This is a genomic window from Streptosporangium sandarakinum (assembly GCF_013409935.1).
Classification (GTDB): Bacteria; Actinomycetota; Actinomycetes; order Streptosporangiales; family Streptosporangiaceae; genus Streptosporangium; species Streptosporangium nondiastaticum.
Window position 1 is genome coordinate 470,504 of record NZ_JACCCO010000003.1, and the last position, 21,107, is coordinate 491,610.

The 21,107-nt window shown below is 73.5% G+C and carries 19 protein-coding genes; 12 read left to right on the top strand and 7 right to left on the bottom strand.

The window, feature by feature from the left end:
* Positions 1–104: 104 nt before the first annotated feature.
* The 7 genes from HDA43_RS28525 to HDA43_RS28560 are packed head-to-tail and all read left to right on the top strand — an operon-like array spanning position 105 to position 7,526.
* On the top strand, positions 105–2,897 hold the full coding sequence (locus HDA43_RS28525; protein WP_179827133.1) for a Na+/H+ antiporter subunit A: 2,793 nt from the start codon (positions 105–107) through the stop codon (positions 2,895–2,897).
* Positions 2,894–3,709, top strand: a complete 816-nt coding sequence (locus HDA43_RS28530) for a Na(+)/H(+) antiporter subunit C (protein WP_179827134.1) — start codon at positions 2,894–2,896, stop codon at positions 3,707–3,709. The genes HDA43_RS28525 and HDA43_RS28530 overlap by 4 nt, the downstream gene beginning before the upstream one ends.
* On the top strand, positions 3,709–5,469 hold the full coding sequence (locus HDA43_RS28535; RefSeq protein WP_218912669.1) for a Na+/H+ antiporter subunit D: 1,761 nt from the start codon (positions 3,709–3,711) through the stop codon (positions 5,467–5,469). The genes HDA43_RS28530 and HDA43_RS28535 overlap by 1 nt, the downstream gene beginning before the upstream one ends.
* Entirely contained in the window at positions 5,466–6,014 is a 549-nt protein-coding gene (locus tag HDA43_RS28545) for a Na+/H+ antiporter subunit E (RefSeq protein ID WP_179827136.1), read from the top strand. Before HDA43_RS28535 ends, HDA43_RS28545 begins: the two co-directional genes overlap by 4 nt.
* Entirely contained in the window at positions 6,011–6,274 is a 264-nt protein-coding gene (locus HDA43_RS28550) for an MrpF/PhaF family protein (protein ID WP_179827137.1), read from the top strand. Before HDA43_RS28545 ends, HDA43_RS28550 begins: the two co-directional genes overlap by 4 nt.
* Positions 6,271–6,597 (top strand): monovalent cation/H(+) antiporter subunit G, encoded by a 327-nt coding sequence (gene mnhG, locus HDA43_RS28555; RefSeq protein ID WP_179827139.1) that lies wholly within the window; start codon positions 6,271–6,273, stop codon positions 6,595–6,597. The genes HDA43_RS28550 and mnhG overlap by 4 nt, the downstream gene beginning before the upstream one ends.
* Before the next feature lie 26 nt (positions 6,598–6,623).
* Positions 6,624–7,526: a hypothetical protein gene (locus HDA43_RS28560; RefSeq protein WP_179827141.1), complete on the top strand. Its 903-nt coding sequence runs from the start codon at positions 6,624–6,626 to the stop codon at positions 7,524–7,526.
* Positions 7,527–7,629: 103 nt separating this feature from the next.
* Here HDA43_RS28560 and HDA43_RS28565 read toward each other — a convergent pair whose 3' ends face one another.
* The gene (locus tag HDA43_RS28565; protein WP_312873585.1) at positions 7,630–8,259 is read right to left on the bottom strand and encodes a thymidine kinase; all 630 of its coding nucleotides are present in this window, start codon (positions 8,257–8,259) and stop codon (positions 7,630–7,632) included.
* Positions 8,260–8,418: 159 nt separating this feature from the next.
* Here HDA43_RS28565 and HDA43_RS28570 point away from each other — a divergent pair, with 159 nt between their 5' ends.
* Positions 8,419–8,907 carry a hypothetical protein gene (locus HDA43_RS28570; RefSeq protein ID WP_179827142.1) on the top strand — a complete coding sequence of 163 codons (489 nt, stop codon included), beginning with the start codon at positions 8,419–8,421 and terminating at the stop codon, positions 8,905–8,907.
* Between the two features lie 181 nt (positions 8,908–9,088).
* Here the strand turns inward: HDA43_RS28570 and HDA43_RS28575 are convergent, their stop codons facing one another.
* A complete protein-coding gene (locus HDA43_RS28575) occupies positions 9,089–9,754 on the bottom strand; it encodes an AIM24 family protein (protein ID WP_179827143.1) in 666 nt (221 codons plus the stop codon).
* 144 nt (positions 9,755–9,898) lie between these two features.
* On the opposite strand from HDA43_RS28575, the gene HDA43_RS28580 reads away from it, so the two are divergent.
* Entirely contained in the window at positions 9,899–10,507 is a 609-nt protein-coding gene (locus HDA43_RS28580; protein ID WP_179827144.1) for a hypothetical protein, read from the top strand.
* 202 nt (positions 10,508–10,709) lie between these two features.
* Here the strand turns inward: HDA43_RS28580 and HDA43_RS28585 are convergent, their stop codons facing one another.
* Positions 10,710–11,405: a class I SAM-dependent methyltransferase gene (locus tag HDA43_RS28585; RefSeq protein WP_179827145.1), complete on the bottom strand. Its 696-nt coding sequence runs from the start codon at positions 11,403–11,405 to the stop codon at positions 10,710–10,712.
* Between the two features lie 152 nt (positions 11,406–11,557).
* Between HDA43_RS28585 and HDA43_RS28590 the strand changes: the two genes are divergently transcribed.
* Both HDA43_RS28590 and HDA43_RS28595 read left to right on the top strand, forming a co-directional pair.
* Entirely contained in the window at positions 11,558–13,639 is a 2,082-nt protein-coding gene (locus HDA43_RS28590) for a hydantoinase/oxoprolinase family protein (protein ID WP_179827146.1), read from the top strand.
* A gap of 60 nt (positions 13,640–13,699) precedes the next feature.
* A complete protein-coding gene (locus tag HDA43_RS28595; protein ID WP_179827147.1) occupies positions 13,700–15,604 on the top strand; it encodes a hydantoinase B/oxoprolinase family protein in 1,905 nt (634 codons plus the stop codon).
* 36 nt (positions 15,605–15,640) lie between these two features.
* Here the strand turns inward: HDA43_RS28595 and HDA43_RS28600 are convergent, their stop codons facing one another.
* The 3 genes from HDA43_RS28600 to HDA43_RS28610 all read right to left on the bottom strand — a co-directional run bounded on the left by HDA43_RS28600 (position 15,641) and on the right by HDA43_RS28610 (position 18,008).
* A complete protein-coding gene (locus HDA43_RS28600; protein ID WP_179827148.1) occupies positions 15,641–16,609 on the bottom strand; it encodes an ABC-2 membrane transporter-related protein in 969 nt (322 codons plus the stop codon).
* A gap of 87 nt (positions 16,610–16,696) precedes the next feature.
* On the bottom strand, positions 16,697–17,578 hold the full coding sequence (locus HDA43_RS28605) for an ABC transporter ATP-binding protein (RefSeq protein WP_179827150.1): 882 nt from the start codon (positions 17,576–17,578) through the stop codon (positions 16,697–16,699).
* A gap of 37 nt (positions 17,579–17,615) precedes the next feature.
* Positions 17,616–18,008: a GntR family transcriptional regulator gene (locus HDA43_RS28610; protein WP_179827152.1), complete on the bottom strand. Its 393-nt coding sequence runs from the start codon at positions 18,006–18,008 to the stop codon at positions 17,616–17,618.
* Positions 18,009–18,228: 220 nt separating this feature from the next.
* Between HDA43_RS28610 and HDA43_RS28615 the strand changes: the two genes are divergently transcribed.
* Positions 18,229–20,427, top strand: a complete 2,199-nt coding sequence (locus tag HDA43_RS28615; protein WP_218912671.1) for a hypothetical protein — start codon at positions 18,229–18,231, stop codon at positions 20,425–20,427.
* An 8-nt stretch (positions 20,428–20,435) separates the two neighbouring features.
* On the opposite strand, the gene HDA43_RS28620 is transcribed toward HDA43_RS28615, so the two are convergent.
* Entirely contained in the window at positions 20,436–21,032 is a 597-nt protein-coding gene (locus tag HDA43_RS28620) for a uridine kinase family protein (RefSeq protein ID WP_312873586.1), read from the bottom strand.
* Between the last annotated feature and the right edge of the window lie 75 nt (positions 21,033–21,107).

Sequence of the window (21,107 nt, forward strand, 5' to 3'; positions counted from 1 at the left end):
GAAGGGCCGGGGCTTTTCCCGTCAAGGGCCGCGCGCCCGTACGGCGGCGCGGCGGATCCGGTGGCACCGTCGGGCTGTCGGCCGACGACGGGCCCGGGGAGACCATGGAGCCGCTGCTGATCCTGCACGCCGTCGCGGCGGTGTGCGCCCCGGCCATGGCGCGCCGGTTCGGCCGCGACGCCTTCCTCGTGCTCGCCCTGCCGCCCGCGTGCGGGTTCGCCTACACCCTGTGGGCCGTCGTCACGGGCACGCCCGTCGCCTCGCACCACGACTGGGCGCCCGCGCTGGGACTCGGCCTGACCTTCCGCGCCGACGCGCTGAGCCTGCTGATGATGACGCTGGTCACCGGGGTCGGCGCGCTGGTGCTGCTGTACTGCTCCCGCTACTTCTCCGCCGGCGAGGACGGGCTCGGCAGGTTCGGCGGGGCGCTGGTGGCCTTCGCCGGGGCCATGCTCGGCCTGGTGGCCGCCGACGACCTGCTCCTGCTGTACGTGTTCTGGGAGCTGACCACCCTCTTCTCCTACCTGCTGATCGGCCAGGACCCGGCGAGCCGGGCCGGGCGCCGGGCCGCGCTGCAGGCGCTCACCGTCACCACCTTCGGCGGGCTGGCCATGCTCGCCGGGTTCGTCATGCTGGGCGAGGCGGCCGGCACCTACCGGATCTCGCAGCTCGTCGCGCACCCCCCGGCCGGCGGGACGGTGCCCGCCGCGCTGGCGCTCGTCATGACCGGCGCGCTGTCGAAGTCGGCGATCTTCCCGTTCAGCATGTGGCTGCCCGCCGCGATGGCCGCGCCGACCCCGGTCTCGGCCTACCTGCACGCCGCGGCGATGGTCAAGGCCGGCGTCTACCTGCTGGCCAGGCTCAGCCCGGCCTTCGGTGAAGCGGTCCCGTGGCGGGCGGCGGCCGTGTCGCTCGGCCTGCTCACGATGGTGCTGGGCGGCTGGCGGGCCCTGCGCGAGAACGACCTCAAACGGCTGCTCGCCTACGGCACGGTGAGCCAGCTCGGCTTCCTGACCGTGCTGTTCGACACCGCCACCCGTGGCGCCGCGCTCGCGGGCGCCGCCATGCTGGGCGCGCACGCCCTGTTCAAGGCGTCGCTGTTCCTGGTCGTCGGGGTCGTCGACCACGCCGCCGGCACCCGCGACCTGCGCGAGCTGAGCGGCCTGCGGCGCTCGGCGCCCTGGCTGTGCGCGGTCGCGACGGCCGCCGCGGCCTCCATGGCGGGCCTGCCGCCCTTCTTCGGGTTCTCCGCCAAGGAGGCGGCCTTCGAGTCGCTGCTCGGCGGCGGACTCGGCCGGTCGGCGACGCTGGCCGGGGTGGTGCTCGGCTCGGCGCTGACCGCCGCCTACAGCCTGCGCTTCCTCACCGGGGCCTTCGGGAGCCCGCCGGGCAGGGACCCGACCCCGCTCGCCCCCTACGGCGCCGCGACGTTCCTGCCGCCCGCCCTGCTCGCCGTGCTCGGACTGGCCGCCGCCCCCTTCGCCTCCTGGTACGGCCGGGCCATGGACCCCTACACCGCCACCTTCGCCACCCCCGGCCACGACGCCCACCTCGCGCTGTGGAGCGGCGCGCCCGTCCCGCTGCTGCTGTCCGCCGTCGCCCTGGCCGCGGGCGCGCTGCTCTTCGCCGCCGGGGACAGGGGGGCGCGGGCCGGGCGGCTGCTGCGCACGATCGACTCCGGCCGGGTCTACTGGGCGCTCGTGCGGGGCACGAACCGCTTCGCCGGGCAGCTCACCGGCGTCGTCCAGCGCGGCTCCCTCCCCGACTACCTCATGATCGCGTTCGCCACCCTGGCGGGCATCGCGGCCTTCGCGCTGCTGCACGGGCCGGTCACCACCGCGGGACCGGTCGTCGTCCTGTGGAAGCGCGCCGAGCAGCCCGTCGTCGGGGCCCTCCTCGCCGCCACGGCCGTCCTGGCGCCGCTCGCCCGCTCACACGTCGTGCTCGCGCTGCTGGTCGGGCTGACCGGGTACGGCACCGCGCTGCTGTTCCTCGCCCACGGCTCACCCGACCTGGCGATGACCCAGCTCCTCGTCGAGACGCTGAGCCTGGTGGCGTTCGTGCTGGTGCTGCGCAGGCTCCCGATCGTCCCGGAGGAGGAGCAGCGGCCCCGGGTGCCGCCGGCCGTACGCGCCGTGCTCGGGCTGGTCACCGGCCTCGTGGCGGCCGGCGCGGGGGCGCTGGCGGTCAACGCGCGGTCGGAGACGCCGATCGGGACGCTGCTGGCCGGTCCGGCGGAACGATCGGGGGCCGCCAACATCGTCAGCGCGCTGCTGGTGGACATCAGGGCCTGGGACACCCTCGGGGAGACCGCCGTCCTCGTCGTCCTCACCCTGGGGGTGACCAGCCTGGTCTTCCTGCGCCGCCGCACGTACGCGCTGGAGCGGCCACCGGCCGGGCACCGCAGGCCGCCGGGCCGGACCTACTGGCTGACGGCGACCCTGCCGCCCGGCGAACGGGCCGCCGTCCTGGAGATCGTGGCGAGGATGATCTTCCACACCCTGCTGCTCGTCTCGGTCTTCCTGCTGTTCACCGGGCACGGCTCGGTGGGCGGCGGGTTCGCCGGCGGCATCGTGGCCGGGCTCTCCCTGGTCGTCCGCTACCTCGCCGGAGGCCGTTACGAGCTGGCCGTCGCCGCGCCGACCGGCGCCGGGGTGCTGATGGGGCTGGGCCTGCTGCTGTCGGTGGCGACCGCGGCCCTGGGCCTGGCGTTCGGCGGCGCGCCGCTGCGCGCGTTCTCCGCCGACCTGGCCGTCCCGCTGGCCGGGAAGGTCCACCTGTCCACCGTGCTGCTGTTCGACCTCGGGATCTACCTGACGGTGCTCGGCATGGTGCAGGACATCCTGCGCGGCCTGGGCGCCGAACTGGACCGGCAGATCGAGGAGGAGGCCCGGTGAGCGTCCCGCTGCTGCCGATCGCCGCCTCCGCGACGCTGGTCGCGGCCGGGGCGTCGCTCCTCCTGGAACGCAGCCTGGTGCGGCTGCTGGCCGGCGTCATCCTCCTCGGCAACGGGGTGAACCTGCTGATCGTCACGGTCTCCGGCCCGCCGGGGGACCCGCCGATCCTCGGCAGGTCCGCTCCCGGCCGGATGGCCGACCCGCTGCCGCAGGCGATGGTGCTCACCTCCATCGTGATCACCATGGGCGTCACCGCGTTCCTGCTGTCCATGGTCCACCGGTCCTGGCAGCTCACCGGCGGCGACGAGGTGCAGGACGACACCGAGGACCGCCGGGTGCGGCTGCGCTCCCAGCACGACGAGATCGCCGAGGCGGTGCGCGAACGGCGGAGGGCCTACCGCAGGCTGGTCGCCGGGCAGCGCGCCGAGCTGGCCCGCCTGAACGCCGCCCGGCACGAGCGCGAACACCGGGAGGCCCGGGAGATGCGGCGGCGGATCGACGAGGTCGGCGCCGAGCTCGACCGCTGGGTCCGCGAGCACGGGGAGGCACTGCCCCCCGAGCGGATCGCCGAACGGCGCGCCGAGGCCCGGCGCGCCGAGGAGGAGTCCCGGCGCGAACGCCACGAGCGGGTCCGCCGGATCCGCGAGGACTTCGCCCGCAGGGAGCGGGAGCTCGCCGAACACGAGCGGGAGGTCCGCGAGCGGCTGAAGGCCCGCCGCCGCGAGGCCCGGGAGCGGATGCGGGCCGCCATCCGGGCCGACCGGGCCCGGCAGGCCAGGGCCGAGGACCCGGACCTGGAGGGCGACGACTGATGGAGTCGCTGATCCCGGTGCCCGTGGTGCTGCCGCTGCTGGCCGCCGCCCTGAAGCTGGCCATCGGCGGCCGGCTGCGCCGGACCCAGGCGTTCATCAGCGTGGGCACCCTCGCGGTCGTGCTGGCGGTGTCGCTGGTCCTGCTGGTGGCGGCCGACCGGCAGGGGCCGCTGGTGACGAACGCCGGGGGCTGGCCGGCGCCGTTCGGCATCTCGCTGGTCGCCGACCGGCTCGCCACCGTCATGCTGACGGTCTCCTCGGCGGTGACGCTGTGCGTGATGGTCTTCTCGCAGGCGCAGGCGTACGCCGACCAGGAGCAGGCCGCCCCGCTGGCGATCTTCCACCCGGCCTACCTGATCATGTCCGCCGGCGTGTCCGACGCGTTCCTGACCGGGGACCTGTTCAACCTCTTCGTCGCCTTCGAGATGCTGCTCAGCGGATCGTACGTGCTGCTCACCTTCGGCGGGACGGAGTCGCGGGTCCGGGCGGGCGCCACCTACGCGGTGGTGGCCCTGGTGTCGTCGATGCTGTTCCTGGTCGCCATCGCGGTGACCTACGGCGCGACCGGCACCGTCTCCATGGCCCAGCTCGCCGAGCGGTTCACGCCGCTCCCGGGCTCGGTGAGGCTGCTGGTGGAGCTGACGCTGCTGCTGGTCTTCGTGGTCAAGGCCGCGGTCTTCCCGATGTCGGGATGGCTGCCCGACTCCTACCCGACCGCGCCCGCACCGGCGACGGCGCTGTTCGCCGGGCTGCTGACCAAGGTCGGCGTCTACTCGATCATCCGGCTGGAGGCGCTGCTGTTCCCCGGCGGCCCGGTGGGCGGCCTGCTGATGTGGGCGGCGCTGGCCACCATGCTGCTGGGGGTGCTCGGGGCGGCCGCCCAGACCGACATCAAGCGGATGCTCTCCTTCACCCTGGTCAGCCACATCGGCTACATGGTCTTCGGCGTCGCGCTCTTCTCCGTCGGCGGGGTGGCCGGCGCGGTCCTCTACACCGTCCACCACATCACCGTGCAGACCAGCCTGTTCCTGGTGGCCGGGATGATCGAGCGCCGCACCGGCACCACCTCGGTGGACCGCCTGGGCGGACTGCTGGGCCTCGCGCCGCTGATCTCGGTGCTCTTCTTCATCCCCGCGATGAACCTCGCCGGAATCCCCCCGATGTCGGGCTTCCTGGGCAAGCTGGCACTGGTCCGGGCGGGGGTGGCCGACGGGAGCCCGATGGCGCTGACCCTGGTCGCAGGGGGGCTGGTGACCAGCCTGCTGACCCTGTACGCGGTGGCCATGACGTGGAACAGGGCGTTCTGGCGGACGCCGCCGCCGGACGTGCCCGGGGCGGGCACCGTACTGGAGGGGGAGGAGTCCACCGAAGACGAGGAGGGTCCCGAGGGCGCGGAGGGTCCCGAGGGCGCGGAGTCCCCGGAAGGCGCGGGGGGCTCCGAGGGGGCGGAGGGCTCCGGGGAGCGCGGCGGGCCCGGCGGCCCGGGTGGCCCCGATGAGCCCCGCGGCCCCGGTGAGATTCGCGGCCCCGGTGAGCCCGGCGCGGGCCGGGCGCGGGGCACCGAGGGGATCACCGGCCGGGAGATCGTCACCAGCGTGCGGATGCCGCCCCCGATGATCGGCGCCACGGCCGCGCTGGTGGCGCTGGGCCTCTCCTACACCGTGCTGGCCGGGCCGCTGAGCGCGTTCACCGTACGGACCGCCGCGGAACTGCTGGCCCGCCGGCCGTACATCTCGGCCGTCCTGGGGAGCGGCCGGTGAGCAGGCCGGACGGCGACCGCGCGCCCCTGCTGTTCGGCAGGCCCGTCCCGCCCCGCACGGTGGCCTGGCTGACGGTGGTCTGGCTGCTGCTGTGGGGCGAGCTGAGCGTCGCCAACGTCCTGGGCGGGCTGCTCGCCGCGCTGGCCGTCGTCTGGCTGCTGCCGCTGCCGGCCCGTAAGCCCGCGCTGCGCATCCACCCGGCCCGGCTGCTGGTCTTCCTGGCCGTCTTCGCCACCGACCTGGTGATCTCCAGCGTCCGGGTCGCGTTCTGGGCGCTGCGCTTCGGCACGGTGCCGCCGATGGAGATCGTCGAGGTACGGCTGCGCACCTCCTCGGAGGTGATGGCGGTGCTGGCCGTGGTGGCGCTGTCGGCGCTGCCCGGCAGCCTCGTGCTGGAGGCCCGCCTGGCGGACGGGGAACTGGTCCTGCACGTCCTCGGGCTCACCGGTGACGTGCAGGGGACGACGCGGGCGGACGTGGCGAAGCTGGAGGCGCGCATCGTGGCGGCCTTCGGCACCACCGCCGACAGGGAGGAGCTGCGATGACGGCGATGGTGTACCCGGTGGTGCTGGCGCTGCTCGGCGGCGCGGCGGCGCTGACGCTGTACCGGCTGGTGCGCGGCCCGTCCATGCTGGACCGCGCGATCGCCCTGGACGTGCTGACCGCCGTGGTGATGTGCGTGATCGGCGCGGCGGCGGTCGCGCGCGGCCAGTACTCGGCGCTGCCGCTGCTGCCGGTGCTGACCCTGCTGGGGTTCGTCGGATCGGTCTCGCTGGCCAGGTTCTTCGCCGGGCGGGCGCGGTGACCGCCCTGGACATCGCCGCCGCGGCGTGCCTGCTGCTGGGCGCCGCGCTGGCGTTCGTCGCCGGGGTGGGGATGGTCCGCTTCCCGGCCACCCTCGCCCGCATGCACGCCGCGACCAAACCCCAGGTGCTCAGCCTGCACCTGGTGCTGCTGGCCATGTGGCTGCGCCGCCCCACCTGGGCGACCGCCGGGCCGCTGCTGCTGGCCGCGATCTTCCAGGTCATCACCGCCGCGGTGGCCGCCTACATGGTCGGCCGCGCCGTCTACCGCGGCGGCGAACCCGAGGACGGCACGGCCATCCCGGCCGGTGAGCCTCGCGCCTGAGGATCCCCGGGCGTAACGTGGCGGGTATGCGGGAGGCACGTGCGGAGGATGCCCGGACCGAGGCCAGAAGGCTCGTCACGAGCCTGCTGGGCACGGAGCGACCCCAGGCCGGCGCCCTGCTCCGCGAGGCGGAGGCGGCGCTGGGGGCCGGTCGTGTCGAACACTGCGTGGAGCTGGCGCGTGGAGCGCCGCTCACCCGCCGCTCCACCGAGCTATCGGCGGTGGCCGCCCTGCTGGTCGGCACCCGCGACCTGGGGGAGGAGTGGTGGCGGCGGCCCCGCGGCGACAAGCTGCCCGCGCCCGACGAGGCGCTGGCGGCCGCGACCGCCATCGACCCGTGGACAGACCTGACCGTGCTGGAGATGCTCGCCGCCTGGATCGCCGACGACGCCGCCGACGAGGTGTGGGGCCCGCCCGCGGCGTCGGCCGACCTGAACTCCTGGCAGGCCGAGGACCGCGTCGGCCTGCCGCCGGACGCCGAACCCGGCAGGCGCCTCGTCGTCGCCTTCGACGCGGGCGGCCGGCTCGACGCGCTGGTGGTCAGGCGCCCCGACGGCGAGCTGGGCTCCAACCTCGACTTCGCCTCCCTGCGCTACTCCCGCCCCGCCGAGGCCCAGTGGAGCTGGGGCGTGGCGGCCGGCCTCGGCCCGCACCGGCTGGAGGAGGACCCCGACCCCTACGCCGAGCCCGTCGACGGCGACGCCGCCCGGACCCTGCGCGCCTGGGCCCTGGACAACGGCGCCTCCGCCGGGCAGGCCGGCGAGCCGTGGCGGACCAGGGGCGACGTGGTGGCCGCGGTCGACCGGGTCGACTGGATGTGGCGCAGCGGCGAGTGGTTCGCCTGGTGGCGTGCGGTGTCCGCGCTGGTCGACGGCGACGCCGACCGGCTCGCCGCCCGCCTGGAGGACATCGCCGAGGACTCCGGGTAGCGTTCGCCGCTCCCGTCCGTCCGGCGGTCCGGGGTCACGCGGGGTACGGCCGGCCCGGGGCCGCGTCCGATCCGGCGGCTCGGGCGGTTTCGGCCCGGCGCGCTCAGCCCTCGCCGAGGTCGCCCGCGCGGTGGTGCCGCCGGCACAGCACCCGGTAGCGGATCAGGGCGGCGTCGGTGTCGCCGATGACGACCTGCTCGCCGGTGCGGACCATCCTGTCGCCGACCACGCGGGCGTTCAGCAGACCGGGACGCCCGCACCAGCACAGGACCTCGACCTGCAGGCGGCTGATCTCGTCGGCCAGCTCGAACAGGCGCTGGGCGGCGGGGAACATCTGCGAACGGAAGTCGGAGGCCAGCCCGAAGGCGTAGACGTCGACACCGTGGTGGTCGGCGAGGTCGGCGAGCTGCTCGATCTGGTCCACGGTGTAGAAGCACGCCTCGTCGCAGATGACGTAGTCGACGGGCTCGTGCCGCCGGACCAGGTCCACCAGGTCGAGGTCGTCCACCACCTCGATGGCCTCGCTGTCCAGCCCGATCCGGCTGGTGACCTTCGGCCCGCCCGAGCGGTCGTGCTTGGTCAGCACGAGACCGCGCCTGCCCTGACGGCCGTGGTTGTAGTTCATCTGCAGGGCCAGCGTGGACTTGCCGCAGTCCATCGGGCCGAAGTAGAAGCGCAGCACCCCGTCCCGGGTCCTGGGGGGAACAGTCGAAAGCGCGGACGATTCGGTCACGGGCCGCCAGCCTAGTGGGTCAGGGCGGGGTGTTTGGGCGGACGGTGCGCTGGTAGGAATTAACAGGTCCTTTGCCGGTACCGCCGAGTTCGGCCGGATCCGGCACCATGTGAACAGAGAGGGAGATCCCCTTTTGACCTTGAGAGAGTGGGAGCGCCCGTGACCACCACCAAACCCTCCATGCCCCCCGTCGACGGTGTCGAGCGGAACTCCGTGGGCCGGAAACCCGCGGCGACCGCACCGGCGCAGCCCTCGGGCGCCGGTCCGGCCGGCTCAGCCGAGACCGCGGAGATCCCCGCGCTCACCGCGATGATGACCGAGGACGAGGTCGTCGCGGCCAAGGCCGAGGCGGCCCGCTGGCGCTACGGGTTCTACGTCGTCCTCACCGGACTGCTGGTCATCCTCGTCGCGTTCGTCGTGATCAGCATGCGCGCCGGCGAGAGCGCCGCGCCGTTCGCCGGCCTGGTCGGGGTGTCGGGCGCGATCATCGGCGCCTACTTCGGCGTCCAGGTCGGCCAGTCCGGCAAGGACCGGGCCGAGGCCGAGCTGCGCCGTACCAACGAGATGGCCATCCGGCTGGCCGCGAAGGTCCACGCGCACGACGCGGACGCGGTGATCAGCTCCATCATGGGGCCGCGCCGCCGCTGACCGTCCCCGTACGGGGCGGGTCGCGACCCGCCCCGTACGGACCCTCGCACGCCGGGCCGCCCGGCGGGAGAACCCTCCCGCCGGGCGGCCCGTTTCCTGCCGCTCTCCGGCGCTTCCTGGTGCCTTCTGTTGTCTTCCGGCGCTTCCCGCGGCCTTCCGGCGTCTCCCGCCTTCCGGCGGGTCAGCCGCGCGACTGCGGCACGATCGGGCCCTCACTGGCCTGGACCAGGACGAACCCCTGCCCCTGGAAGGCGAGCTGTACGGCCTCGCCGCTTCCGCGCCCGATGAGCGCCCCCGCCTTGAAGGTGCGGTTGATCCCCACGCCCAGCCCTGCGCTCCAGCACACCGCCGACTGGCTGTCGGCGAACGTCGGGCCCCAGGAGGTGTCGAGCAGCGCCGGCGTGCCGTGCGCGGTGACCGCGACCCAGCCGGTGCCGGTGAGCGTCGTGTTGAACAGGCCCCCGGCCGCGACGCCCGCGCCCTGCACCCGGCGGATGTCCCAGGTGAGCTGCGGGTCGAAGGCCAGCAGGTTCGTCCCGTTGACGGTGATCGCCTCGTTCTCCAGGTAGAACAGGTGCACGTCCTGGGCGTTGTCGGCGAGGAAGAGCATGCCCTGCCCGCGGACCCGCATCAGCGGCGCGCCCTCGCCGGTGACCATCTTCTTCAGCAGCTTGCCGACCCCGCCGCCCTCGTAGTCGAAGTCCATCTTCCCCTGGAAGGCGACCATCGACCCCTGCCGCGCCAGCACCTCACCGTTGAGCTGCACCCGCAGCATCTTGGCGTTCTGCAGGACGAAGTGACCGGGGACCTGCCCCTGGTCCATGTTGCCGAAGAACGAGCTGCGCACGGGCGATGCCTTCCGCGTCGGGGATGACGGTCATGTGTTCAGCGATCGTAGGGGCCCGAGAGTTCCCGCCGGCCTCCGGAGACCGGTGCCCGGAAGTCCCCGCGGGGCTTCTGGTCTCGCGCCGTGACCAATACTCTGGCCTCCATGGGCGACGGTGGACCATCTCTGCGGCTGACGGACATCGTGACCACGTTGGACACGGCGCTCACGGCCCTGAGAGCCGTGGACGCCGACTTCGACTACCGGGTGGGCGGCACCGGTGCCGCTCTCCTGCAGGGTGTCCGTCTCCCGGCCGGGGACGTCGACCTCCTGGTGGCCCGGCGAGAGGATGTGGACACGTTCGCCACGGCCCTCTCGTCGTTCCCGTGCCTTCACCCGGCGGCCTGGCTCCCAGCGGCTTCGCAGTACTTCGCCAGGTACGAGATCGACGGAGTGAAGATGGAGATCAGCACCGTCGAACGGCAGGTCGACTCGGACGGGCTGGAATGCGTCGGCCCCGGCCCATGGCGGCACTATGTCATGGTCACGTGCGGCTCTCATCGTGTCCCTGTGGTCCGTCTGGAGCTCCGGTTGGCCACGGAGCTTCTACGGGATCGGCCTGATCGCTATGAGCCTCTCCTCGATCACATGGGCGCCCACGGATTCGATCCTGGCCTTCTGCGGACGGCGATGAATGCTCACCGCCTTCCCGTGGAACGCCGACGACTGGTTCGAGACCGCCTCACGCGCTTCTCTGTCGACCTCGAACTCTGAACCTGCGAATCAGAAGAAGGCGGCCGCCTCTTGCTCCCGGGACATGCTGAACTGCACCTGACACTTCCGCATCGACTGCAGTCCGACTGAGGCGCTGAGCCGAGCAGAGGGCCGGTCCTCCCTGGCCATGGGCCTAATTTCCAGCGCCCCGGCCGGAGGCGGTTTTTCCTGTACCGCGGAGGTGAAGTCCCACTGACTGTGATCAGGGACGCCGCAGTTTCACCGCGAGGAAGGACGGCGCTTGGTGAAGCTTTTCGTAGGCGGTTTCATCGATCTCCCGCAGGCCGGCTGCCGGGCGGGGTTCGACCAGTTGCTCCAGCACGAATCCTGCGGCCAGTAGCTCGCCCAGGAAGGTCTCCAACGGTATGCGCTGGTAGTGGATGGAGAGCTCACCGTCTCCAAGAGGCAGGTCCCTCCAGTCGTGGCTGAAGTACGAGCCTCCGAAGTGGCACCAGTCGGCTGTGGGGTGAGTGGTCGATACCAGAAGCCATCCATCTGGCCGCAGGATGCGGCGCAGTTCGCCCAGTAGTCGCACCCGGTTTCTGATGTGCTCGTATACGAGGGCACAGACCGCACCGTCGAACGATGCGTCAGCGGCGAAGCCGAGTGGCTCCTCCAGATCGTGGAGGAGCAGTTCCGCGTGACCGTTCACGCGTGCTCGTGCGTGGCGCAGCAGCGTGGCGCTGCCCTCGATTCCGACCACCTGGGCGCCGCGGGCCGAGAGTTCGGCCGCGTAGTGGCCTGCCCCACAGCCGACATCCAGGATTCTGGCCCCGGAGACATCGCCTGCGAGTCGCAGCATCGCGGGTCTGTCGGTGTAGGCGTTGTACGGGCTCGTATCCGAATGCTCGGCGAAGAAGTCGCCGAGCGCGCCATGGTAAGCGGTCGCCTTGTGCATCGGGACATCATGGCGGTGGGCACAGGTGGATCGCCATTGAAGGCCGCCCGGGGTTTCTCCGCCGGTTGGCCGAAGACTGCCCAACGGCTCCGCGTGGCTTCGGCAGGGTCCGCCGATTCGCAGGGCCCGCCGTACTGGGTAGACACGGGAGCATGCGCAGCGTCCGTATCGGGGTCGACACCGGCGGCACGTTCACCGACGTGGTCGCGGTGGACGAGCGGACCGGGGAGATCACCACCGTCAAGACCCCCTCCACGCCCGCCGACCCGGCGGACGGGTTCATGGAGGGGGTGCGCAAGGTCCTCACCGCAGCCGCAGCCGCAGCCGGAGCAGGAACCGAGGCCGCAGCCGCAGCCGGGGCCGGGGGTCTGGAGAGCGTGACCGCGGTCGTCCACGGTACGACCGTCGCCACCAACCAGCTCCTGGAGGACCGCGTCTCCGGCCTCGGGTTCGTCACCACCGAGGGGTTCGAGTTCATCCTGGAGATCGCCCGGCAGAGCGTCCCGGACGGCTACGGCAACTCCTACTTCTGGGTCAAGCCGCCGCGGATCGTCCCGGTGCATCGGGTCAGGACCGTCGGCGGGCGCCTGGACCACACCGGCGCCGAGGTCCGGCCGTTCGACGTCGAGCAGGCCGTGGCGGCGGCCAGGTGGTTCCGGGAGCGGGGGATCACCGCGATCGGCGTGTGCTTCCTGCACTCCTACGCCAATCCCGCGCACGAGCTGCGCATGCGTGAGGTCCTGGCGCGGGAGCACCCCGAGGCGGTCGTCTCGATCTCCAGCGACGTGCTGCGCGAGTACCGCGAGTACGAGAGGTCCGTCACGACCCTGGTGGACGCCGCCGTCAAGCCGACCGTGCGCCGCTACATCGCCGGGCTCGCCGACCGGCTCGGCATGCCGTTCTCGGTCATGAAGAGCAACGGCGGCGTGCTGTCGGCGGCCGAGGTCGTGCACCGGCCCGTCACCACGGTGCTCTCCGGCCCGGCGGCGGGCGCGCTCGGCGCCGCGCTGATCGCCTCCACCGCCGGTCACCCTTCGGTGATCACCCTGGACGGCGGCGGCACCTCCACCGACGTCGCGGTGGTGGTCGACGGCGAGCCGTCGCTGACCACGGAGGGCTCCGTCGGCCGCTACCCGTGCAAGATCCCGATGATCGACATCGTGACCGTCGGCGCGGGCGGGGGCTCCATCGCGTGGATCTCGCCCGAGGGCACGCTCAAGGCCGGCCCCCGGTCTGCCGGGGCCGACCCCGGGCCGCTCTGCTACGGCCGCGGCGGCACCGACGTCACCGTCACCGACGCGCACGTCTTCCTCGGCCGGGTGCCGCCGTACCTGCTGGGCGGGGAGATCCCGCTCGACGCCGACGCCGCGCGGCGGGGCGTCGAGGAGCTGGCGGGCAAGCTCGGGCTGAGCGCCGAGCGGACCGCCGTCGGCATCCTGGAGATCAGCGCCTTCAACCAGTCCAACGCGATTCGCCGGATCACCGTCGGCAGGGGCCTGGACGTGCGCGACTTCCCCATGGTGGCGTTCGGCGGCTCGGGACCGCTGCCGGCGTGCCGCCTGATCGACATCCTCGGCCTGCCGTCGGTGCTGGTGCCGCCCGACCCGGGCAACGTGTCGGCGTTCGGCCTGCTCACCGTGGACGTCAAGGACGACCACGTGCGCACCTTCGTCACCCGGGACCTCTCCCTCGCGGACGCCGCCGACGTCTTCGGCGAGCTGGAGGGACGGGCCGCCGAGGCCCTGACCCGCGAGGGCTTCCCCGCCGACCGGCACGTCTACGCCCGCAGCGCCGACCTGCGCTACTACGGCCAGGCGTACGAGGTGCGGGTGCCCGTCCCGGCCGGGCCGCCGGACGAGGCGTGGCGGGCCGAGGTGCTCGACCGCTTCCACGAGGCCCACCGGCGGCTGTACGGGTACGGCTACCGCGACGACCCCCGCCACGGCGTCGAGTGGGTCAACCTCCGTGTCTCCGGCATCGGCCCCATCACCCGCCCGGCCGTCCGGCGCAGGCCGTACGGCGCGGCGGAACCCCCGCCGCCGGCGGCGGTCCGGGAGGTCTTCCACGACGGGTGGGCGCGGGTGCCGATTCACCGCCGCGCCGCGCTGGCCCCCGGGATGACCGTCCGCGGCCCGGCGGTCATCGAGGAGTACGGCTCCACGCTGCCGCTGCACCCGGGCTTCACGGCGCGGATGGACGAGTACGGGAACCTGGAGGTGCGCCGTGAACCCTGAGCGGGGGAGAAGCGGGGAACAGCCGGTGAGCAGGAGTGGGCGAGGGGCGGTGAGCGACCGATGAGCACGGCCGATCCGGTGCTGGTGGAGATCGTCGAGGGCACGCTCGCCTCGGTTGAACGGGAGGTCGAGACCGCCATCGCGCGCACCGCCCGCTCGCCGATGATCCGCGACGCCCACGACTTCCGCGCCGGCATCCACGACGCGCGGCTGCGCAAGCTCACCGGCAGGTCGTACTCGGCGCTGGTCCAGCCCGTGGTCCGCGACTTCCCGATCGCGGAGATGAGCCCCGGCGACGTGTTCTTCCACAACGACGTCTACCTGTCCGAGGGCGGCATCGGTCACCTGCCCGACCTGTGCGTGACGGTCCCGGTCTTCCACGACGGCGCCGTGGTGGCCTTCGTGCAGGCGTTCGGGCACCACGACGACATCGGCGGGGCGGTTCCGGGGTCGATGCCCTCGCACGCGCGCAGCGTGTTCGAGGAGGGCCTCATGGTCCCGCCGATCAGGCTGTGGGACCGGGGCGTGCCCAACCGGGCGGCGCTCACCATCATGACCCGCAACTCGCGCATGCCGGACTCGCTGGCCGGCGATCTGGACGCCGAGTGCTCGGCCTGCCTGATGGGCGCCCGGCGGCTGGCGGAGCTGTTCGCCCGCTACGGGCGTGAGGCGGTCGAGGCGTGCTTCGACGCGATCATCGCGAACACCGCCGAGACGTTCCGCAGGGAGCTGCTGGCGAAGATCCCCGAAGGGGTCCACGTCTGGGAGGACTACGCCGAGCACGACGGCGTCGACCCGCCCCGGCTGCACGCCCAGCGGATCACTCTCACCGTCGACCACTCCGCCACCCCGCCGCTGGTCGTCGACTTCACCGGCACCTCGCCGCAGGCCAGGGGGCCGATCAACCACGCGGGTGACTACGCCGACGGGGTGTTCCTGAAGAAGTGGCTCGCGCCGATCCTGCGCAACCTCGCCGACACCCCCGATCGGATGGCCGAGCTGGACGTCAACGAGGGCGTCGTCCCGCTGATCGGGATGCGCTTCCCGGAGAAGGGCACGCTGCTCACCCCGATCTTCCCGGCCCCCACCAACGCCCGCACGTTCGTGATCCTGCGGCTGCTCGGCGTGCTGGCCGGGGTGCTGGCCAAGGCCACCGGCGGGCGGATGCCGGCCGACCAGGAGACCATCCGCTACACCGGCGTCCACGGGACCGGCGCGGACGGCGCGCCGTACCTGATGCGGGAGGTCCTCGGCGGCGGCTCGGGCGGCCGGTGGTACGCCGACGGCGAGGACACCATCCACGTCGTGCCCGACTCGCGCAACATCCCGGTGGAGTTCGCCGAGTCCCGCTGGCCGCTGCGGGTCGAGCGGCTGGGCCTGGCGCGCGACTCCGGCGGCCCCGGGCTGCACCGGGGCGGCCTCGGCTACGACAAGCATGTGCGGATGCTGCGCGACGCCTCGTTCATGTCCATCGCGGACCGGTCGATCCTGTCGTGCTGGGGGGTGAACGGCGGGCGGGCCGGGCGGCCGTTCTCCGTGGAGATCGAGGGCCGGGTGATGGAGGGCCTGGTGGACGACGCCCCGGTCCGCGCCGGGGAGGTCATCCGGGTGCGCACCACCGGGGGCGGCGGCTGGGGCTGCCCGCTGGACCGCGACCCGGAGGCGGTGGCCGCCGACGTCCGCGACGGCAAGGTCTCGCCGGAGAGCGCCCGCGACGACTACGGGGTGGTCCTGCGCCCTTCCGGCGGGTCCGGAGGGCCGGACATCCCAGGCGGCTCCGGCCGCGCGGAGCTCGTGGGCCTCGCGGAGTCCGCGGACGGGCCGCTGGTCGACGCCGAGGCCACCGCCCTGCGCCGCGCGAGGCTTCGCGCCGCGCTCCCCGGCACCACGCCCTTCTTCGACCGCGGCCCCGGCTTCCCGTCGCTGTCCGGCGACCTGCCGTACGCCGATGTCGACTTCATGTGACGGCTTCGGATGACCCGGGGGCCGGGGCGGTGCGGTTCAGCCGCGGTGGCGGAGGGTGCGGACGACGGCGAGGGCGCCGAAGGCGAGGGCACCGGTGAGCAGGATGGCCGTCTCGGTCAACTGGAAGCGCCAGAACCGGTCAACGGGATGGTAGTAGACGGCGTACCGGTAGCCGGAGCCGACCAGGCACTCCTCCCCGAGCAACTGGGCCCGGTCGGACCGGGTGTCCACGCCGGCCGGCAGCGGGCAGGGGGGCGGGGGCGGGGCCGTCAGCTCCCGGCCCGAGGGGTCCACCCAGGACTCCCGGACGAGGGCGCCCCCGCCGCGGGCGACCGACGACCGGTCGGCGGTGACGACCCGCACCGGTTCGGCGTAGGAGGGGCGGCTGGAGAAGACGACGGGCAGAGCCAGGCAGATCACCGCGACGGTCACCGCCATCGCGGCGAGGGTGCGGCGCGTCACCGTTCCGGCGGCGGCGCCGACCGCGAACGCGAACAGCCACCAAGCGGCCGGGACGATTCCGGTGATGGTGAAGTTCCCTGGTTCCATCGTGACGTCGCCCGTCACGCCGGAGAAGATGTTCCGCCACGCGCCGACCATCGCCGACAGCGCCAGGGCGGCACCGGCCACCAGTGCGCCGAGCATGCCGAGCTTGACCGTCAGCCAGCGCCGGATCGGCACCGCCTGCGTCCAGGCCAGGGCGTTGGTGCCGCGTTCGAACTCCGCGGCCAGCAGTGGCGCCCCCCAGAACACGCCTATCAGCGCGGCGCCGAATATGGGCAGCAGGCCGAAGACGAGGAAGACGGGCCGGTAGTGGTCGGTGTAGACCACCTGGTTCACAGCCGAGCAGGAGACCGCCGGGCCGGGGCAGCCGGGCGGCGCGTACTCGGCGAGATAGGCGGTGGCGCGCAGGGCCGAGACGAGCATCAGCACGCCCAGAGCGAGCAGCAGCCCGCCGGTCACCAGGATCTGCACGCGGTGCTGCCGCCAGGTCAGCCAGAACAAGGAGGGTTCCTCTCGAAGGGACTCGCGGAGGGCTCGTCGAAGGAGCCGCGAGAGGCCCGGCCGGTGCGGCGGGCCCGGGTGCGGGGGTCAGTGCGCGGGGGACAGGGCGGGTCGGGGGAGCGCCGCTGCGTCGGGGGTGCGGAGGTAGGCCAGCACCATCTCCTCCAGCGTCACGGGGCGGGCGCTCCAGCGCGGGTCGGGCGGCGGCGCGTCGTCGCGGACGAGCAGGGTGGCCTGCCGTCCGGCGCCGCTCCGGGAGACCACCGGCAGCCGGGCGGCGAGCGCGTCGGCGGTCTCGGCCGGTCCGGTCAGCAGGCTGTGCCGGGCCATCAGTTCGTCGATGTCGCCGCTGACCTGGACCCGGCCCCCGTTGACCACGACCAGCCAGTCGCAGACGCCCTCCAGTTCGGAGACGACGTGCGAGGACAGCAGCACCGTCAGCCCGGTCTCGGCCACCGCGCCCATCAGGCCGCGTGCCACGTCGTCGCGGGCCAGCGGGTCCAGGTCGGCCAGCGGCTCGTCCAGCATCAGCAGGTCGGGGCGCTTGGCCAACGCGACGGTCAGCGCCACCTGTGTCCGCTGGCCGCCGGAGAGCCGGCCGATCCTGCGGTCGAGCGGGATGCCCAGTTCGGTCAACCGCCGCCGGGCCGCCGCGTCGTCCCAGCGGGGGTTGAGTCCGCGTCCGAACCGGAGCATCTCCGACACCCGGAACCCGGTGTAGAGCGGTTTGTTCTGGGCCACGAACGCCGTCCGCTCCCCGCTCTCGCGGGCCGGGCGGCCGAAGATCCGCACCTGTCCCGTGGTCGGGGTGAGCAGGCCCACGGCGAGCCGGAGCAGGGTGGTCTTGCCCGCGCCGTTCGGCCCGACCAGGGCGGCGACCCGGCCGGCCGGGACCGCCACCGAGCAGTCGCGCAGCGCCCAGGTGCGCCGGTGGCGCATGCCCAGGCCGGTGGTCTCCAGCGCGTTCATGCGATCCCCCGCCGGGAAGAGGGGGTCTTCAGCGTGTTCATGCGATCTCCTGCCGGAAGGAGTCGGTCAGGACCGAGGCGATGAGCGCCTCCAGGTCCTCCAGCGTCAGGCCGGCCTGACGGCCGTCGCGCACCCAGCGGACCAGCTCGGCGCGCAGCCGGGCGCGGTCGTCCATGGAGGTCTGGCCCAGCGACCGCTGCACGAACGTGCCGAGGCCGGGCCGCCCGGCGACCAGGCCCTCCCGTTCCAGCTCGCGGTAGGCCTTGAGCACGGTGTTGGGGTTGATCGCGAGCCGGGCCACGACCTCCTTGGCGGTGGGCAGCCGGTCACCGGGTTGCAGCACGCCGAGGCGGAGGGCGTGGCGTACCTGCTGGACGAGCTGGAGGTAGGTCGCCACCCCCGACCCCCGGTCGAGGCGGAATTCGATCACGCAGCCACCTTTCACTATTGGATTAGTGGAATGGTGGAGATCTCCCCGGCGCGTGTCAAGCCGCGCCTCCGCCGTACGGACTCTTACAACGGGTTCGACACACTTTGACGTCATCCTGTGATCTCCCATTGACGAGTGGATCGTCCTGGGTTCTGCTTCGGTTGGGCATTCGTGATCGTCGCCGTACCCGGGGCGATCCGGGAGACGGGATGGGACGCGCATGCGCCTTCGATCGGTGGTGGCCAGCCTCGCGCTGGCCGCGGCTTTCTTATCGATCACGGCCGCGCCCGCCCCCGCGGAGACCGGTCCCCTTCCCGCGAAGACCGCCGCGGAGTCCCTCTCGGAGACCGCCGCGAAGGCTCCGGCGAAGGCCGCCGCCGAGACCCTTTCCGGGGCCGCCGCGCAGACCCTCTCCAGGGCCGCCGCGAAGTCCCTCTCCGAGGCCGTCGCGACGACGCTCTCGAAGACCGCCGCGCATGCCGAGCCCGTCCAGCCCGTGCCGCCCGCCCCGGGCACCGCCGGATGCGATCCCGTCGCCGGCGCCGAATGCCTGCTGCCGTTCCCCAACGACTGGTTCACCACCCGGGCGCGCACCCGCACCGGGCTGCGGGTGAACCTCGCGGCCGAGGCGATGCCGCGCAACGCGGCGGGCGTTCCCGTCGACCCCGCGCAGTGGAACGCCGCCGACGGCTTCTCACCCGGGTCCATGCTGCTGGCCCACGTCCCCGGGATCGACCTGGGCAGGACGGGTGCCGCACCGGTCACCGACATCGGGTGGTCGCTGCGCCGCGACGCCCCCGTCGTGATCGTGGACACCCGTACCGGGGAGCGCTGGCCGTACTGGGCGGAGCTGGACGCGAACGCCGCCGACCCCGCCCGCCGGGCGCTGATCGTCCGGCCGGCGCGCAACTTCCGGGAGGGCCACCGCTACGCCGTCGCCCTGCGCGGGCTCAAGGACGCCACCGGGCGCGACATCCCGGCGCCGGAGACCTTCGCCCGGCTCCTCGGCGACGACCTGCCCGCGCGGGACCCGCTCGCCACCCGGCAGCGGGCGCTGCGCCGTACGGTCGAGGACCTCGGCCGGGCCGGGGTGGACGCCGAGGGCCTCTACCTGGCCTGGGACTTCACCGTCGCCAGCGATCAGGGCATCGCCGGGCCGGTGCTCGCCATGCGCGACCGGACGCTGCGCTCGCTGCGCGGCCGCTCGCCGGAGTTCACGGTCGGCTCCGTCACCGACCTCACGCCGGAGCAGGACCCGGGCATCGCCCGCGAGGTCAGCGGCGAGATCTCCGTCCCCAACCACCTCGACAAGCCCGGCGGCCCGCCCGGGTCGAGCCTCAACCGGGGCCCCGACGGGCTGCCCCGCCCGCTCGGCGACACGCTGAAGGCGCAGTACCAGTGCGAGATCCCGCGCTCGGCGTTCCGGCGGCCCGCCCGCGCCGCCCTGTACGGCCACGGCCTGCTGGGCCGGGCCACCGAGGTGCGCGCGGCCAACGTGCGGGCGATGGCCGCCGAGCACGGCTTCGTCTTCTGCGCGACCAAGTGGATCGGCATGGCGGAGGAGGACGTCCAGCACGTGGCGGGCGTGTTCGCGGACCTCTCCCGGTTCGGCACGGTCACCGACCGCCTCCAGCAGAGCCTGCTGAACTTCGTCCTCCTCGGCCGGGCGATGACCGCCAAAGACGGCTTCGCGGGCCACGAAGCCTTCCAGGACGGGCACGGCAGGGCGCTGATCGACCGGCGGGCCGGTCTCGCCTACGACGGCAACAGCCAGGGGGCCATCGCGGGCGGCGCGCTGGTCGCCGTCTCGCCCGACGTGCGCAACGCCGTGCTGGGCGTGCCGGGGATGAACTACAGCACGCTGCTCAACCGCAGCGTCGACTTCCAGCCGTTCCAGCGGCTCATGGACGCCGCCTACCCGGACAGGCTCACCCAGCAGGTCTGCTTCGCGCTGATGCAGATGCTGTGGGACCGGGCCGAGACGAACGGCTACGCCCAGCACCTGACCGACGACCCGCTGCCCGGCTCGCCCCGCCACCGCGTGCTGCTGCACGCCGCCTTCGGCGACCACCAGGTCGCCACGGTGACCGCCGAGGTGGAGGCCCGCACGATCGGGGCCCGGGTCCACCGGCCCGCGCTCGCCGAGGGCCGCAGCCCGGACGTGGCGCCGTTCTGGGGGCTGCGGGCGCTGCCCCGCGCGCCGTACGAGGGGTCGGCGCTGGTCGTCTGGGACAGCGGCACGCCCGCCCCGCCGACGGGGAACGTCCCCCCGCTCGGCCCGCAGTACGGGCACGACCCGCACGAGGATCCGCGCAACGACGTCCGGGCGCGGGTGCAGAAGGCCCACTTCCTGCGGGACGGCCTGGTGGTCGACGTCTGCGGCGACGCCCCCTGCGCGACCCTGCCGGCGCAGGACTGAGCCGGGGGTCAGCCGGGGGTGTCCTCGCCGGCCCGGTCCAGCAGGACGAACTCGCCCGGTACGGCGGCGCCGTCGACGAGGAGGTCGGCCCGGTCGCGGGTGCCGTCGGTGGCGAACCACTCCCGCTCGGACCGCGTCCACCGGCTCCACTGCGGCGCGAACTCGGCGCCGTCCCGGGCCAGGGCGCGTGCCAGCCGCAGGTCGCCGGGCGCCTCCACCCAGACGGTGAGGGCGGCCGGGGTGTCGCGCCGGGCCGTGCTCACCCCCTCCAGCAGCAGCACCGGCGCGATCGGCACCTCCACCCAGTCGGTGTGGGTCTCCCGGACCCAGTCGTAGCGGCGGTACCCGCCGGGCCGGCCGGCCGCCAGGGGGGTGAGCACCCCCTCCTCCACGTGCCGGAACCAGGCCACCGGCGGCTCGTTCCACGGCACCGGAAAGTCGTCGCTGTGGACCACCTGGGCGTTCAGGGTCCGCGCCAGCCGCCCGGCGAAGGTCGTCTTGCCAGAGCCGCCGGGCCCGTCCACCGCGACGACGCGGACCGGGCCGCATGACGGCGGCAGTTCCAGAACCGTCCGGGCGAGATTCTCGAAGGAGATGACATCCACCTTTCCATTAGAAACCATGGGAAAGCCGGGGAAAAACCCGCGGATACCCAGGGAGACCGCGGTTTCTGACAACAT